The organism is Gelidibacter salicanalis (genome assembly GCF_007997285.1).
GTDB classification, from domain to species: domain Bacteria; phylum Bacteroidota; class Bacteroidia; order Flavobacteriales; family Flavobacteriaceae; genus Gelidibacter; species Gelidibacter salicanalis.
Map to the genome: position 1 here is coordinate 255031 of NZ_VORX01000001.1, position 17582 is coordinate 272612.

The following is a 17582-nucleotide window of genomic DNA, read 5'->3' on the forward strand; positions in this document are numbered from 1 at the left end:
ACGCCTTTTATGGATATAAGGTATACCGTTTTCTAACGTCCTTAAATTCTTGAAGTCCTTTGGCCCAAGTCGCTTTTATTTCTTTTTCAGAAAGACCTTGTTCAATTTGTTTTTGAAGTTGTGATGTGCCCGCTAATTTCACAAAAAACGAATTGAAAAATTTGGTTTTATTATTTGAATGGGCATAGGCATCAATCACATATACTAAATTAATTCCAGGTTTAACAACAGCTTGGGTCAAATCTCTCCCATAACACATTTTGCCTAACTGTGGCGGTGCTGTTGCACCAGGTTTAGACTGTGGTGTGAAACGATAATCAAAATGGTTTTTATCTAAATCTGGACTTCCAAAAACTTGAAATTGGGTGTCGGTGCCACGACCAACGCTGACATTGGTGCCTTCAAAAAAGCATAAGCTCGGGTATAATGCAATGGATTGATCATTTGGTAAATTTGGCGAAGGTTTTATTGGTAAGCTATAAGGCAGGTCATGTGTGTAATTTTCCATTGAAATGACTGTCAAGTCACACTGAATGCCGTTTTTTAACCATTTTTCGCCGTTGATCATTTGAGCGTATTCCGCAATTGTCATTCCGTGCGCAATTGGGATAGGGTGCATGCCCACAAAACTGGTATGTGCTTTTTCTAAAATTGGGCCATCTATGTAATGGCCGTTCGGATTTGGTTTGTCTAAAATCAGTAATGGAATTTTGGCTTCGGCACAGGCTTCCATCACATAATGTAAAGTGGAGATATACGTGTAGAAACGCACGCCCACATCTTGAATATCAAAAACCATAATATCCAAACCTTCAAGTTGTGCAGGTTTCGGTTTTTTATTATCACCATATAAAGAGATGATTGGCAACCTCGTTTTAGGGTCTAAGCCATCTTTAATTTCTTCGCCAGCATCTGCCGTGCCTCTAAATCCGTGTTCTGGAGAAAATACTTTTTTCACATCAATGTTCAAGCTTAACAATGAATCTACGAGGTGCGTATAAGCAGCGTCTTTATCGTTCTTACGCTTGCTATCTTTAAAAATTACACTCGATTGATTGCCCACAAAGCCCACACGTTTACCTTTTAATAATTTTAAGTAATTCTCTGTTCGATTGGCGCCAACTTTTATAGGCTGCTGGCTCAAGTCTGCGGTTAGCGATTCATTTTTTATGATCTCCGGCCCATGTTCATCGCTCTTAATACTTCGTTCTGGATACTTAGTACTACTAGCCCCATTCCCACAGGAAATCAAAATCAAAACAAGTCCTATTATTATCGGGAAAAACGTATTTTTGAACATCTTTAATCGCATTTTAAATTTTGAATTACGAGTTTTTTTTAGCTAAACGTATTATAGGCAGTAAAGCGTATAAAAGTAGTGTATCAGCACCAATAATAAAAATTGGTATTACGGCTATTGCTATCGGTATTGTAGTGATGTTGATTGCGATTGCAACAGGAATCGGACTCCAGCAAAAGATTAGGGATAAGGTGGTGGCTTTTAATGGCCATGTCACCATCAATAATTTTGATAGTAACGCTTCAGACGAATCTGAAATTCCAATCAGTAAAAATCAAGCTTTCTATCCGGAATTTAAAGATGTGGAAGGCATCAGCCATGTGCAAGCCACAGCTACAAAATTCGGTGTGGTTCGTACAGCAACTGATTTTGAAGGTGTCGTGCTTAAAGGTGTGGGCTCCGACTATGATTGGCGCTATTTTCGAGAGTTTTTGACCGAAGGCCGATTACCGGATTATTCAGGTGAGATGAGCAATGAAGTGCTAATTTCAGAATACTTGGCCAACCGTTTGCAATTCAAGTTGGGTGATAATTTTCAGACCGTTTTTAAGAAAGAAAGCATTGATCAGATGCCGTTTTTAAGGGCATTCGAAATTGTCGGTATCTATAATTCAGGTTTTAAAGAATTGGACGAAAAGTTCGTGATGGGTGATATTCGTCATGTACAACGACTCAATAAATGGGATGAAAATCAGGTCGGCAATTTTGAAGTTTTTATTGACGATTTCAATCAAATTGAATTAAAAGGAATGGAAATCTACGATACCATTCCGTCCGACTTAGATGCGATTACCGTAGAGCAAAAATATGTGTCCATTTTTGAATGGATCAGCATTTTTGATAACAATACTTATGGTATTATCGGGATTATGATTCTCGTTGCGGGAATTAATATGATTACGGCCTTATTGGTTTTAATTTTGGAACGTACCCAAATGATTGGGATTCTCAAAGCCTTAGGAAGTAATAATTGGAGCATCAGAAAAGTATTCCTCTACAACGCCACCTATTTAATTGGGTTGGGTTTATTTTGGGGCAACTTAATCGGGTTGGGACTGTTGTTTGCTCAAAAATATTTTGGATTGGTTCCGCTAAATCCTGATGTGTATTATGTGTCAGAAGCCCCAGTTTACATTAGCCTCGATTATATTTTATTGCTCAACTTAGGAACCTTCGTGGTTTGCTTGCTGATGCTTTTAATTCCGTCAGTGATCATTACTAAAATATCTCCCGTTAAGGCGATGCGGTTTGATTAGTTTTCAGTCCTCAGTTTTCAGTTGGCAGTAGCTCATTAAAGAAATAATAAATTCTCCCGCGGATTTCGCAGATTTGCGCAGGTCTTTATTCTTTCAAGTTGATGAAACTTATGTAAGAACAGCTTTGTGGAACTTTGTGCACCTTCGTGCAACTTTGTGGAACAGTGTTTAATTATGCAACATCACGCCCCTTCAAAAATCAATTTCTTCAATAAATCTCTGTACACTTCCCAATTTATTAAATCAAAAAATCCCCTTACCTTTGAAGTCTTAAAATGAAACAGATGCAATACGCAGAAAATATACTTGAAACCATTGGGAACACCCCATTGATAAAACTAAATAAATTGACCAAAGACTTACCGTGTTTGGTGTTGGCAAAATACGAGACTTTCAATCCGGGGAATTCTGTAAAAGATAGAATGGCCGTTAAAATGATTGAAGATGCTGAAGCGCAAGGTCTCTTAAAACCAGGAGGGACCATCATTGAAGGGACTTCAGGAAACACGGGAATGGGATTGGCATTAGTTGCTATTGTTAAAGGTTACAAATGTATTTTTGTGCTTTCCGATAAACAATCTAAAGAAAAAATGGATATCCTTCGTGCTGTCGGTGCAGAGGTGATCGTTTGTCCGACAGATGTGGAACCAACAGATCCGAGAAGTTATTATTCAGTGTCTAAACGCTTGGGAGAAGAGACGCCAAATTCTTGGTATGTGAATCAGTACGATAACCTAAGCAATACAAAAGCACATTACGAAAGCACAGGGCCTGAAATTTGGAAGCAAACGGATGGAAAAATTACTCATTTTGTGGTTGGTGTTGGAACTGGAGGCACCATTTCAGGTGTTGGGAAATATTTAAAAGAACAAAATCCAGACGTAAAAATTTGGGGAATTGATACCTATGGTAGCGTCTTTAAAAAATACCACGAAACGGGTATTTTTGACGAGAATGAAATCTATCCATACGTCACGGAAGGGATTGGCGAGGATATTCTCCCTAAAAATGTCAATTTTGATATCATCGACGGATTTACCAAAGTAACCGACAAGGATGCTGCCGTTTACACACAATTATTAGCGAAAGAAGAAGGCATGTTTTTAGGGAATTCTGCTGGAGCCGCAATTAAAGGGTTGTTGCAATTGAAAGAGCATTTTACAAAAGATGATGTGGTGGTGGTATTATTCCATGATCATGGCAGTCGTTATGTAGGAAAGATGTTCAATGATGAGTGGATGAAGAAGATGGGGTATATCGATTAGGTTTATAGAATTAAGACCGCTTCGCTGTTAGAATAGAGAATTGAGACTTTTTATTTTGGAGTTGAAGGGAGCTGAGGTATAATTTAAAAAAAGCGTCATGAAAATTAATTTCATGACGCTTTTTTTTAAAGTTTAAAGTATGATTATTTCACCTGTACACGAACACCTTCACTATGGCTGGTGAATTCAGGAGCATACATACTTTGGATGGTGGTAATTCCGTTGCTCATGTTTCCTTTGTTATTCACGCGTAAGTCATACTCAAAAACATAAATGCCTTTTGGCAAATAATCGAAGAAGAAATTTGTAGCAGCATCTTTAGTACTTTCATAATAGCCTAATCCATCTTGATATTTGTAAGAGGAGACCACATTGATTGGTTCAAAACCGGCTGCACGCATATCCTTCATATGAATAAATTCCATATCTCTGTCGCTTCGTAGTTCGATGCGTACGCGAACCAAATCGCCAACTTTTAATGCTGTTTCATAGGTAATTTCAGAAATTTTTTCGCCTGTATCCGTATTGGTTTTTAAGAACAATTTCTTTTGTAATCGCAAAGGCGTTTCCGCAAATGTGATCTTGTCTAAATCCTCAAAATACTGCCAATACAATCCGCCCCAAGCAATGCCGTCACCCTTTTTAGTCAGCGTAACGTCTGCCATTTCTGGTTGTATTTCAGAGCCGCTCCAAGAAGTTTTGTAATATCCAGTTCCAGCTTCTACCTTTACATTCTCTAGTCTTGATGGCTCAATATTCTTACCGCCTAAGGTCACCTCAACTTGTTCTGTCACGCTTAACCAATCGCTTCCCTGTAGCAATAGAGCATATACGGCTTCAGTAGTCGCTTTGGTGGTGTTCCAACTATTAGTCTGCTTGTTTTTAAGCAACCATATTTTTAAATTATCGATTGTTTTGGTGTCATTTTGAATCTCTGAAAACGCTTCAATCATAAGCGCTTGCGTTTCCACTGGCGCTTGGTACCAGAACCAAGACGGTTGATTTTCTTTCCAATACATGCCCAATTCGTCAGACGTAATACTGTTTTCTTTTAGGGATTTTAAAATACTTCCAGCAGTTTTAGAATCTTTGAAGCGGTGCGATACTAGTGCCATTAATCCTTTGGCGTATAAGGATTGTTTCAACCAATACTTTTCAATTTGAGTTTGGTAATATTTTGTAATGGTTTCTACATCTTTAGATTTTGGAATATCCGTAAAAAAGCTGCGCATATATAAATAATGCAATTGGGTGTAGCTCAAATGATCTTTCGTTAAGTCAACTTTTTTATCATATTTACGAAGGTCTTTATATTCCTCAACAAATTCAGCATCTAAATAGGCGATTGCTTTTTTAATCACGGCATCATTAAGCCCTTCGACTGCGCTCAGGGTGACGTCTAACTGTTTTAAATGTCCAAATCCAGTAATAATTTGTTGGGTGATAAATCGATTTGGGCGTCCGCCTTCAAACCAAGCCCAAGCCCCATTATTCATTTGACTGTTTTGAAGTTTGCGCTGCGCAGCTTGCAATTCATTGCTCATTTTATTCATGTCGAACAATAGTGCCATACGCTTCTTTTGTTCTGTTTCTGATTGTGCATCCCTGAGCCAAGGTGTTTCCGAAATCAAGATACCTTTCAGATCGGCATTCTTTTCCAAATTGCTCAGCAGTGCATCCGTTGAAGCCCACTGATCAAATACCTCCTTGATTCTCGGATTGCTGTTGGCAATATGGCTCGCCAAGGCATTGGCGTAAAATCTGCTGAACGTTTGCTCATTATTATCATATGGATATTCCATCAAATAAGGCAGCGCCTGAACAGCATACCACGCCGGATTGGATGTCATCTCCAAAGTCAGTTTATGGTTTTTAAGTGTGGAAGAGGTGTTCGACTTTAATTTGTCTAAAATGAAGGTTCGCGTTTCATTGGAGCGAATCCACATTGGCAACGTTTCGGTCACTAACATTCTGTTCGATAGGACAGGAAGTACATTTTGCTCACCATCACTAAAATCGGCAGACTTAGCGATGATTTTGTATTGCACCGCATCCACATCGTCAGGAATGGTCAAACTCCACGTTAAATCGGTATTGCCTTTTGCATCCACAGAAAAGGATTTGCGATTATCGGCATTATTGAGTTTTGCATCAATTGCTTGTCCAGTAATGGCATCAAATAGCTGTAAAACCGCTTCACCAGATAACTGTTGTTTCGTCAGATTCGCAATTTTAGTGCTGATAGAAATATCGTCCCCATGACGTAAAAAACGCGGGGCATTAGGAATGACCATCATTTCTTTTTGGGTAACTGTTTCTAAAGTGGTGGTTCCACTCTCTAAACCTTTTGTGTGCGCAAGCAATTGCAATTTCCATTTGGTCAATGCCTCAGGAGTGGTAAAGCTGAACGTAACATTGCCTTCAGCATCCGTTTGTAGCTGAGGGTAGAAAAACGCGGTTTCTTGTAGATTTTTACGGATGGTAACGGATTCTAGATTCTCTTTATGTGCAGTTGCTAATTCTTCATTTTCAGAGGTTGTAGACCCAACGGTTTTGCTTTTAAGTTGCGTCCCAAAACCAGCAACAACCACTTCTTCTAATTCTGCATCGGCTTGTTCTTCGACCATTTCATTTTGAACCATTCGTACTCCAGACGCATTGCCTCTTAACATAATTGACATATTCCTGTTATTACCAAAATTGAATCCAAACCAATTCCATTGGTCATAATTTTGATGAGGGAAATTGACATTGCTGTTTGGTAGATACACGTAAAAATTAGTGTTTCCAAAGCTTTTCAGGGCTTGTCTTTTAGAGTTGCTATAATAAATAGGTTGGTGCAGCGGACTAAATTGCCATTGGTGCGGCGTGAATTGGTCTAAAGACATGTCGTACATGCTCGCCAACAACTCAGCACTCACTTTATCACCTTGAGGACCTTTGATATTAAAACTCCAGGTTTCATTACTTCCCGGTTCTAACTTGTCTCTAAAGGTCTTGGTTTCTATGGTTAATTCTGATTTTGGATATGGCACAGAAATGGTTTTTGTGCCCGATTCAAAACTATTAAAAGCTGCAAAACTGTAATGAATTGCGAATCCGCCCAAATCTTCCTCAGTTACCGGAACAGCAATTGTTTTTTTGTTGTTGCTCAAAGGAATCAAATAGGTTTTAATGATGTTCTGATTTTTTTCAACATCAACCGTAACCATCACGTCGTCAGCCGCACTGCCAAACGTTATAATCACGTTTTGTCCTTTCGTGTATGAGGATTGGTCAGTGGTTACACTAAATAATTGATGATCAGGCAGTGTTTTGTCCTCTGGACTGAATACAAATGTCTGCGCTTCATCTTTTACCAACTGGCCAAATCTATCTTTGCTTTCTAAAACGACCACATAATTCCCGGAATCCCATTTTTTTATAGTGCCTAAGTCGATGGTTTTTGACTTGGAAGTATCAAAATTAACTTCAAATACAAGGGCGCCTTTCTCCCAAGTATTTAGGTTGTGTTCATCTTGATACGCTTCATGCGGAAATAGTTTTTTAAACTCTTCACGTGATAATGCTGGATAATCTGGTGCTGCCCAAGGACGAGGTCTTAAAACTTCATTTGGAGCCTTGAGTTTGTAAATTTTGACAGTTCCTGTGGCGGGCACAAATTCGCCATTTAAATTTTTTGTAGTTAAGGTCAGTTGATGGTCTTTTTTGGTTTTGTCCAATTGATCATCAATACTAACCGTAGCTAAAAGCGCATGGTAGCCTACGTTGACGATGCTGGTAGCACTTCTTGTTTCGCCATTGAGATCCGTAACGTCAGCGGTAATTTCATAATTGAAGAACGGCAGATTGGCTTTATCCACGCTTTCATCAGGAATGGCTTTAAAGTTGATCTTAAAATTCCCATCTTTATCAGTGGTTGTTTCACCGTGGGCAATTTCTTGTGGTTGACTGTTAAAATAAGGTCTGGACCAATAATACCAACGTGGGTATTGCACTTTTCTATGCACGCGATACACCACTTTAGCATCTGTGATGGAGCTTCCGGCATAAGCCAACGCTTTGCCCTTTATTGAAATAGAATCATGGACTTTAAAGGTTTCTGTGATGGGATTAAACGTCGTTTCAAATTTTGGTCGCTTGTATTCTTCAACTGAAAAATTGGTAGAGCCTGTACCGCCAGCCAACATAATTATTGAATAATTACCGTTCAGGCCGTCGTTTGGCAAGATAAATTCGCCAGAAACAGATCCATATTCATTGGTTTTAAGGTTCATTTCCTTCACCAATTCGCCATTAACATTCTTTAAACTAAGTTTCGCCTCTTGATTTGCATAAACGACCGTTTTTCCGTTTTCAGTTTTCGTTGCAATCCCTTTAAAATAGACGGTTTGTCCTGGTCTATAAATGCTCCTGTCTGTAAATACAAAAGGCCTGTACGTTATCTTTGCCTCGTCGTCAGTGTCGTTATAATACCCGTTAGTGTAATGATCCTTAAAAAATGCAACGTCCCCATTATAATTGACGGCGATATCCATATTATAATAACGATTCTTTGTAGTGGTCAAGGTGAATTCACCATTTGAATTCGTTACAAAGTCCTCCGTTTTAAAACTGTTATTATAATTTTCTTGATACTTAATGCTCACTTTTGCGCCAACTAAAGGGTGGGCGTTGGTTCTATTTATGAGTTGAAATAATTCTTTCTCCGCACCTGATTTGGTTACTAAAGCAACATTGCTGACTTGTATGACATCAAACCCGTAAAATGAATCATCAGATTCTTCAGGTGTTGCTACAATTAAATAGAGACCATTTGGTAATTTAGGAATGACGATTTCCGTGCTGTGTTGTTGGTAATCTTGCTCGTCTTTCAACTCATTCTGCCATTCTTCCGTGCTTTTTAATGTTTTAATAAAGGCAAGACGTTCGTCTTTTCTGTAAGTTTTATTAAAGCGATCTAATTCAGTTGCTGTGAGTTTAATGGCTTTGAATGCTACACTTTTCAGATTAGAGTAACGCATCAACATCAAATTGTGGGTTTGGATAGGAATATTCTTTTCAACGGTCAGTTGAAGTGTAGGCTTAAGAATGAGTTGTCTTAAAATGGCACATTTTTCAGCCCCTTTACTTTTAGGGAATTGCTTGAGTACCGCATCACATAACGCTAATGCTTCTTTAAGGTTCCATCGGTCTGCATCTATTTCAGATGGAGAACGATCATCCTGATGTGATGCCATTGTGTTTTTGTAATACGCCAGTGACGCAATTTCAAAATTAAAAAGTGCTGATACCTCATGGTTTTTATAGGTTTCAGCAGCTTTTTTAAGCGATTTCAAATAAATGGCGTCCTTTTTGGCTAAAGTGCTGTTGGTTTTTACGAATTGCAGTCGCTTTATGTCCACATCGGCAAGTGCTTGTGATTCATTATCTTTTAAATGAAAATCAATCAGATTTTGATAGATTTTAAGCGCTTTTAATTGTAAAGATGTCGAATCTTGATGAGTAATTTTTAATTCAGAAAAAGTTTTGGCATCTGCTAAAAATTCAAGAGCATCAATGGTGAATTTATAGGCAGGTTGAGTAATCATAATTTCATCGGTTTGGTAAAATTCCAAAGCATTATGACTTAAAAAATCAAAAAGTGTAGATCGGAAAACTTTTGATTCTTTCTCTAAGTGTAACAAGTCGTCAAAATTAGATAACGCTGTTTTTTGCAGCTGTTCCTCATGTTGAAGTGAATTTTCATAATGACAATCAATTTCTTGGAAGAGGGTTTTTAAATCCCAAGTTCTGAAATCGTCTGCATTGACCTTCTCTTCTGTTTGGGTCCGATTATAAAATCGGTAGCGATTATTCTGGAAATACTGCCAGTAGAGATTGGCGAGCATATTTTCTAAAATGTTCTTAGTTGGGGTTTTACTTTTTGCAATTTGTGATTTAAAATCGTTAACCACTTTAAGTTGTGCATCTTCTTCTAAAATGAGTGCATACTTACTTTTGTATAGTAAACTCTTTACGTTTTGCGTCGTAGTTTTTTCGACAACCGCCATTTTGGAAATCTGCTCAACAACTTCCAAAGCCGATTTTGGCAAGCCTTCCTTCTCAAAATTCTCAACTTTTTTCCATAAATTTTCATATGAATTGGATTGCGCTTGCGTAACGGTAGAAAATAAAAGGATTACGAAAACTGTCATAATGTGTTTGATCATATTATTGAATTTAGTTCTTGAATTGCATTTTTAGTCTATCGCTTTTAATAAATGTTGTATGCGATTTACTCAGGGTTGTTCGAGTGAAGTTAACAAATTTCGAAGTTAACTTTTCTTGTTTTTTTACAATTTGCAAAAACAATACCACAAGTTCCCTATTTTTGAATTCACAAACTTTCATATGAAATTATCACTCGCTTTCTTTTTTATGTCAATAGTAGCTTTAGGTCAGGCCGAGTTTAAAAAAACGGAACAATTGTTCGTATCGAATCAATTTGGTAAAGCAGAAAATCTGATGGTTTCTTATGTAAAAGACCATCCAAATGATGAAAAGGGGATAGAATTATTGGGTGACGCGTATGGGCATCAGAAAAAATGGGATGATGCCATTGATAGTTATAAGAAATTGGTGGAGATGAGCCCAAAAACCGCTAATTACCATTATAAGTACGGTGGAGCCTTAGGGATGAAAGCCTTGTCTGTTAGTAAAATTCAAGCTTTAGGCATTATTGGCGATGTGAAAGACGCTTTTACGACAGCGGCCGAATTAGATCCAAAACATATTGAAACGCGATGGGCATTGGTAAAATTATACATGCAGCTCCCGGGAATTATTGGGGGAAGTAAGAGTAAAGCTCTGAGTTATGCAGATGAATTACAAGACATTTCTAAGGTAGATGGTTTATTAGCGAAGGGTTATATCTATGAATACGACAAGGATTTTAACGCTGCAGAAAAGTACTATAAACTTGCCATTACAGAAGGAGGTTCTTTGCATTGCTATGAGCAGTTGACCAATTTATATGAAGCAAAAAAGCAACCAGAATTAATGATTTCCACTATGGAGGCAGCCTTTAATAAGCATAAATCGAATGCGTTAAATTATCAAATTGGGAAAGTTGTGGCAGATTATAAAATTCAATTGGATAAAGGTGAGATGCATCTTCAACACTATCTTGAGAATTATGAAAAGGAAGATGGAATTTCAAAATCGTGGGCTAATTACCGTTTGGCGCAAATCTACAAACTTCAAAAAAATAAAGCAGAGGCCTTAAAATATATCGATTTAGTTATTGGCGAATCACCAAGAGCCGATGCGTTTAAGAAAGAACGCGTTGCGATATTGAAACTTTAAAGTTTTTTTCAAAAGTTTATTATGTTATTGATTGTACGTAAAATCTAATAAATTATGACGTAAAGCTCACTTGCTTCATCTATAAAATCATTCGTCATTTTGCATCAAAAAAACTATCTTTGAGCCTTTCAAAATTTAACTATGAACGTACATTTTATAGCTATTGGAGGCAGTGCCATGCACAATCTTGCCATAGCATTACACAATAAAGGGGAACAGGTTACGGGGAGTGATGATGAGATTTACGAACCTTCAAAATCGAGATTAAAAGTCAAGGGATTATTGCCTGAAAACTTCGGTTGGTTTCCTGAAAAAATTAATACAGATTTAGATGCCATTGTTTTGGGAATGCATGCTAAAGCTGATAATCCTGAGCTCTTAAAAGCGCAGGAGTTAGGCTTGAAAATCTACAGTTATCCAGAATTTTTATACGAGCAATCCAGACATAAAACCCGAGTAGTCATTGGCGGAAGCCACGGTAAAACGACCATTACGTCCATGATTTTACATGTGATGGATTACCATGACCGAGATGTGGATTATATGGTGGGCGCACAGTTGGACGGATTTGATGTGATGGTAAAATTGACTGACGATAACGATTTTATCGTTTTAGAAGGTGATGAATATTTAAGTTCCCCAATTGATAGACGACCAAAATTTCATTTATACCAACCAAATATTGCCTTATTGAGCGGTATTGCCTGGGATCATATTAATGTGTTTCCTACGTATGACGACTATGTTGAGCAGTTTAAAATCTTTGTAGACAGTATTGTCAACGGAGGAAGTATTACTTACAATGAAGAAGATTTAGAGGTAAAACGAGTGGTGGAGGCTTCCGAAAATACCATTAGAAAATTACCATATCACACGCCGAAATACACGGTAGGGGAAGGCGAAACGCTACTGGAAACCCCAGAAGGTCCATTGCCAATTGAAGTGTTTGGAAAACATAATCTGAATAATCTTGCGGGAGCCAAATGGATTTGCCAACATATGGGGGTGGACGAAGATGATTTTTATGAAGCCATTGCCAGTTTTAAAGGGGCGAGCAAACGTTTGGAAAAAATAGGAGAGGGCAGTACAAGTATTGCGTTTAAAGATTTTGCGCATTCGCCGAGTAAAGTAAAGGCTACAACAAATGCTGTAAAAGAGCAGTTTCCAAACCGAACTGTCGTAGCGTGTTTAGAGTTGCATACCTATAGCAGTTTGAATGCGGAGTTTTTAAAAGAATATAAAGGGACACTTGATGCTGCTGATGTTGCAGTGGTGTTCTATTCGCCGCATGCGGTTGAAATCAAAAAACTAAAAGAAGTTACACAAGAGCAAATCGCTACAGCTTTTGAGCGTGATGATTTGATCATCTACACCAATCCTGACGATTTTAAAAACTTCCTGTTTTCACAGGATTTTGATAACAAAGCCTTGTTGTTAATGAGTTCCGGAACCTATGGTGGATTAGATTTTGATGATGTTAAAAATATGATGGTTTAAGCCAATAGCGCTTTCAAACTAGAAATTATGGAATACAAAAAAAGCCATCTACAGAAGTAAATGGCTTTTTATATGATTTCTTGGGATCTTATTTAATCTCAACCAATTCTAAGTCGAAAACTAAATCCTGACCCGCTAATGGGTGATTTCCATCAACCACAATATGATCATCTTTTACATCAACCACTCTAAATTGGTGTTCTGTCCCATCAGGGCCTTTCGATGCTAAGCCCATACCAACCTCTGGTTTGACATCTTGAGGTAATTGTTCCTTTTGTACGTGATGAAATAATTCTTGCTGAACATCACCATAAGCTTCTTCTTTAGCTATTTCAACAGTTTTTTTGTCGTTCACTTTCATATCAAGAATGGCGTTTTCAAAACCAGGGATCAATTTACCTTCACCAATAGTAATTTCTAATGGCTCACGTTCTAGTGAACTGTCAAAAACTTGTCCGTTAGTTAATTTTCCTGTATAATGCACTTTTACCGTATCGTTATTCTTTACTTGACTCATAAATCCTTTTTAATGTTATTATAAGGTACAAAATTATGATTTATATAGTGACTGCCAAGACTTTGACCGATTAATCGGGTATAATTAAGAAAAGCTTAACGTAAAGCTCTAATTTGAGAGTATTAGTGTTAAGCTTTTTTAATATTTAATTTAAAACTCTTTATTTAAAAGATATGCCTCTAATACTTGAGATAATTACTCTAAAATCAAATGCTGAATAAAAAACTCCATCATTCGGTTAAAGTTGACCGCAGTATGACCTTGGTCAGGACCCACTTGCACTTCAAAACTCTTCTCAGCCTTTTGTAACGCTTGGATTAATTGCAGAGAATTTGACGGGTGGACATTGTTATCGTTGGTACCGTAAAATATCATTAATTCTCCTTTTAAATCGTTAGCATAATTCATCAAACTTGAAGCTTCATAACCTTTCAAATTATTCTCAATGAGGTTCATGTAACGCTCCGTGTAGATATTGTCGTAATTTCTCCAATCGGTTACAGCAGAATTGGCGACCGCCGCATGGTAAACATCTGGGAATCTTAACAAACTCATCGCTGCAACAGTCCCACCATAAGACGTGCCGAATACACCAACTCTAGTCGTGTCAAAATATGGGCGATTGTATAGCGATTTGATACCAGCAGCAAAATCGTCCATTTCAACAATACCTAAATTACCGTATAATTTGTCGAGCATTTTTTTGCCACGTCCACCCACATTTCTACCGTCAATATTGACCACTAAAAAGCCAAACTCGGTAATAGCATTTGGAAACTGAAAGGTTTCTCTAAAGGCGTTTACTCCGGGGCCTCCGTAGTTGCTTAATAGTAATGGATATTTTTTTGAAGGGTCAAAATTTGATGGAAAATGAATCATCCCGTGTAATTGGGTTTCGCCATCCGCAGATGTAAATTCGAAGACTTCTACAGTTTTGAAACCTAATTCCTTAAATTTGGTCAAGTCGGTTTTTATAAGTTCTTTCTTAATATTTCCGCTATCGTCCACAAGTCGCATAACAGGAGGGGAGTTGTGGGTTTGGGCAATATCAATAAAATGTTTGCCACTTGGTGATAAATTAACTGTATGATTATAGGCAGGATCTGTTAATCGTACATCATTTGTTCCATCAAAATTAACACGGTGTAGCTGTAATTTCATGTGGTTGTCGCCACTTGCTGCCATATAGTACACTTGCTTTTTAGCTTCATCAACCTCAACAATGCGCTGAACTTCAAAATTATGATTGGTTAATTGATTGACTAAAGTGCCATTAAAATTGTAGAGGTAATAGTTTTTAAATCCGCTTCTTTCCGATGCCCATATAAAATGCTCTTTGTCTTTTAGCTTATAGATTTCTGGCGAATTCTCTGTAAAACTTGGCAGCCATTCTTCTCTAACAATAACTCTGGTGTTGCCAGTTTCAGGGTTGGCGGCTTTAAACTCCATAATGTCTTGCTTTCTATTGGTACTGTGAAAAAGCAATTCTTTACCATCTGGAGACCATTCGATATCATATAAATAAGTACCAAGTTCGCCATCGTTAAACGGTTTACCGTTACGTGTATCGAGCGTGATGGTTTTTTTGGTGTCTAAATCGTACACCATTAAATCCACTGGTAGATTTTTAGCACCCACTTTAGGATAGGCTTCAACTTCTAGCGAATCTTGGATTTTTGTTTGATGGTAGAGCACATAATACATCTGAGCATCCTTCTCATCAAATTTATAGAAAGCTACTTTTTTACTGTCTGGAGACCACCACATAGCGGTGTTTTGACCGAGCTCTTCACCATATACCCAAGTTGCAATCCCGTATTTTATTAGATTTTCAGTAGTACCATCTTCAGTAATGGCGACAACATTGGAGCCATCAGGATTACTGAGGTACATGTTTCTATTCTTCGTAAACGCCTTTAAGGTGGAGTCTGGCGAAATTGCTGAGGCATATTGCCTTCCTCTATCTGGTCTTTGCTGTCGGTTATTTGATCTTGGTTTAGGTTTATACGCTCCTGATTTGACGACTTTGTTTTTTCTGACATCAAAGGTATGAACCATATCACCCTCCTGATATGTAAAACTTTTACCGTCATCACTCCACACCACATTTGACGAGATTCTTGGCACCGAACTATATAATTGTGGCGCCATTTTTTGATACTGATCGTATCCTGGCATACTCTTGATTTTTCCTTGAGCGTAACTTGCATTGACCGACACCATTGCTGATAATGTCAGTATGCACAAAGGAATGTATGTTTTAAATAGATTAAATTTCATGTATTTTATTTTAGAAGTTTACAAGAATTAGGACCTCTGGGCAATTAGAATGAACAAAGAGCCAAGAGTCAAGATGTTTAGTTTGTCCCTTATAAGGTTTCCTTCAACCATTTGAAGAATTCATTTTGCCATACCAAAGCGTTTTGCGGTTTTAGCACCCAGTGATTTTCCTCAGGGAAATACAGCAATTTACTTTTGATGCCTAATAATTGTGCGGCTTGATATGCGCTTAAGCTTTGTTCAATTGGCACACGGTAATCTTTCCCACCCTGAATGATCAACATAGGCGTGTCCCATTTAGAAACATTGGTAATCGGATTGAATTCGTTGTATACTTTTTGAGCGGTCATATTATCTTTATCCCAATACGGGCCACCAAAATCGTGGTTCACAAAAAACAATTCTTCTGTGGTGCCATACATCGTTCTAGTATCAAAAACCCCATCATGAGAAATGAACGTTTTAAAACGTTTGTTGTGAATGCCTGCTAAATAAAACACAGAGTAACCACCATAGCTTGCGCCAACAGCACCCAAACGATCTTTATCCACATACGGCTCTTTGGCAACATCATCAATGGCTGATAGGTAATCGTCCATCACTTGGCCGCCCCAATCCTTGCTAATCGCCTCATTCCATTCCACACCATGGCCGGGCATCCCGCGACGGTTAGGCGCCACGACGATATAACCTTGAGAGGCCATTAATTGGAAATTCCAACGGTAAGAATAAAATTGTGATAGGGCTGATTGCGGTCCGCCTTGTGCATACAACAAGGTTGGATATTTCTTAGTAGCATCAAAATTTGGAGGCAGTATTACCCAAACTAACATTTGCTTTCCATCGGTAGTAGTTACATAGCGCTTTTCAACTTTCGGCAAATCAATACCGTTGTATAATTCTTGATTGATGTTGGTTAGGGCTTTAAAGTTGCTGCTCTTTAAGTTAAAACTAAAAATTTCAGCGGCATGATTCATATCGGTCCGTGTCACCAATAGCGAATGATCTTTTTGGGCAATGATACTGGTGACATCAAATTGACCTTCAGAAAGTTGCTCGACAACCGGAGCGATACGTTTTTTACCAGGATAATTCACTTTAAAAAGTTGAACAGTGCCGTCAACAGGTGCAGTGAAATAAATTTCGTTACCATCTTTGCTCCATAAAAAACTGTTCACGGTGCCATCCCATCGCTCGGTTAAGTTTTGTTTGATGCCATTATGCAATACTACAATGTCGTTTTTGTCTGCTTCATAACCATCAGTTTTCATTTGTAACCATGCCAAAGCGGCTTGTGAGGAAAAAGCTGGATGGGTATCATAGCCTTTATTGTTTTCCGTGATATTTATAGTAGACTTAGTCTCGAGATTATATTTGTAAATATCTGTATTGGTGCTCGTCGCATAAGCCTTACCCTTTAATTTCTTACTCACATAATAGATGTCTTTACTGTCTGGAGACCAAATGTAATCCTCATCGCCACCAAAAGGACGCTGTGGCGTGTGGTGGGGTTCATTTGGCATAAGGTCTGTGCCATCTTCATCTTCCGCACCAACTTTTTTGTAAAATACATGGTTGTACTTGCCGTCTTGCCAAGTATCCCAATGACGAATATCGAGATCTGAATAAATGTAAACATCAGATTTTTCCAATTCTTTGTAAACGTCGCTGCCTTTAATGTTTTCAATGGCCACTTCTTCATGATATAAAACGTAGTTACCATCAGGAGACACGTTTTTATCCTTTGCTTTAAGTTCATCTTTATGTATTTCAACTAAGTCGCCGCCATCTACGGGTAGCTTATAAAATTTAGAATCGAAGTCGTTTTCCTGAATGTTCGGCGTTTTTACCTCTAGAAAGATGGTCGAACCTGTTTTGTCGAGGCCCTTAACGCTGAGGCGTTCAACTTTCCATAATAATTCAGGGGACATTGTTCGTTGCGCATGCACGGCGCTACCACTTACTATTAAACTCATAATTAGGAGTACCTTTTTCATAATTGATTTGTTTATTGGAATGTATATCTGAATAAATTCATTATTTTTTGTTTGAAATAATGAGTGTATCCTAAAGGTGCTAAATTTATAAAATTCCTTTGAGATGGGGGAGTGAACCTTTGT

The 17582-nt window shown here is 38.0% G+C and carries 9 protein-coding genes; 4 read left to right on the forward strand and 5 right to left on the reverse strand.

Annotation, left to right across the window (positions count from 1 at the left end; translation table 11 throughout):
• Positions 1–7: 7 nt before the first annotated feature.
• A complete protein-coding gene (locus ES711_RS01075) occupies positions 8–1300 on the reverse strand; it encodes an exo-beta-N-acetylmuramidase NamZ family protein (protein ID WP_394344876.1) in 1293 nt (430 codons plus the stop codon).
• 20 nt (positions 1301–1320) lie between these two features.
• Between ES711_RS01075 and ES711_RS01080 the strand changes: the two genes are divergently transcribed.
• Complete coding sequence (locus ES711_RS01080; protein ID WP_146888713.1) at positions 1321–2556, forward strand: ABC transporter permease; 1236 nt, start codon at positions 1321–1323, stop codon at positions 2554–2556.
• A 284-nt stretch (positions 2557–2840) separates the two neighbouring features.
• Positions 2841–3821 (forward strand): PLP-dependent cysteine synthase family protein, encoded by a 981-nt coding sequence (locus ES711_RS01085; protein ID WP_146888716.1) that lies wholly within the window; start codon positions 2841–2843, stop codon positions 3819–3821.
• Between the two features lie 143 nt (positions 3822–3964).
• Here ES711_RS01085 and ES711_RS01090 read toward each other — a convergent pair whose 3' ends face one another.
• Positions 3965–10033, reverse strand: a complete 6069-nt coding sequence (locus ES711_RS01090) for an alpha-2-macroglobulin family protein (protein ID WP_146888719.1) — start codon at positions 10031–10033, stop codon at positions 3965–3967.
• 181 nt (positions 10034–10214) lie between these two features.
• Between ES711_RS01090 and ES711_RS01095 the strand changes: the two genes are divergently transcribed.
• Positions 10215–11168: a tetratricopeptide repeat protein gene (locus tag ES711_RS01095; RefSeq protein WP_246139098.1), complete on the forward strand. Its 954-nt coding sequence runs from the start codon at positions 10215–10217 to the stop codon at positions 11166–11168.
• A gap of 141 nt (positions 11169–11309) precedes the next feature.
• Positions 11310–12665 carry a UDP-N-acetylmuramate--L-alanine ligase gene (locus tag ES711_RS01100; protein ID WP_146888722.1) on the forward strand — a complete coding sequence of 452 codons (1356 nt, stop codon included), beginning with the start codon at positions 11310–11312 and terminating at the stop codon, positions 12663–12665.
• A gap of 88 nt (positions 12666–12753) precedes the next feature.
• Here the strand turns inward: ES711_RS01100 and ES711_RS01105 are convergent, their stop codons facing one another.
• The 3 genes from ES711_RS01105 to ES711_RS01115 form a co-directional block, all read right to left on the reverse strand.
• Positions 12754–13182, reverse strand: a complete 429-nt coding sequence (locus ES711_RS01105; protein WP_146888725.1) for an FKBP-type peptidyl-prolyl cis-trans isomerase — start codon at positions 13180–13182, stop codon at positions 12754–12756.
• Positions 13183–13377: 195 nt separating this feature from the next.
• The gene (locus ES711_RS01110; RefSeq protein ID WP_146888728.1) at positions 13378–15462 is read right to left on the reverse strand and encodes a S9 family peptidase; all 2085 of its coding nucleotides are present in this window, start codon (positions 15460–15462) and stop codon (positions 13378–13380) included.
• A gap of 89 nt (positions 15463–15551) precedes the next feature.
• On the reverse strand, positions 15552–17459 hold the full coding sequence (locus tag ES711_RS01115) for a S9 family peptidase (RefSeq protein ID WP_146888731.1): 1908 nt from the start codon (positions 17457–17459) through the stop codon (positions 15552–15554).
• Between the last annotated feature and the right edge of the window lie 123 nt (positions 17460–17582).

Coding starts and splice junctions, on each gene's coding strand:
- ES711_RS01085 (WP_146888716.1), top strand. CDS start 2,841: ATGCAATACGCAGAAAATATACTTGAAACCATTGGGAACACCCCATTG.
- ES711_RS01075 (WP_394344876.1), bottom strand. CDS start 1,300: ATGTTCAAAAATACGTTTTTCCCGATAATAATAGGACTTGTTTTGATT.
- ES711_RS01090 (WP_146888719.1), bottom strand. CDS start 10,033: ATGATCAAACACATTATGACAGTTTTCGTAATCCTTTTATTTTCTACC.
- ES711_RS01110 (WP_146888728.1), bottom strand. CDS start 15,462: ATGAAATTTAATCTATTTAAAACATACATTCCTTTGTGCATACTGACA.
- ES711_RS01105 (WP_146888725.1), bottom strand. CDS start 13,182: ATGAGTCAAGTAAAGAATAACGATACGGTAAAAGTGCATTATACAGGA.
- ES711_RS01100 (WP_146888722.1), top strand. CDS start 11,310: ATGAACGTACATTTTATAGCTATTGGAGGCAGTGCCATGCACAATCTT.
- ES711_RS01115 (WP_146888731.1), bottom strand. CDS start 17,459: ATGAAAAAGGTACTCCTAATTATGAGTTTAATAGTAAGTGGTAGCGCC.
- ES711_RS01095 (WP_246139098.1), top strand. CDS start 10,215: ATGAAATTATCACTCGCTTTCTTTTTTATGTCAATAGTAGCTTTAGGT.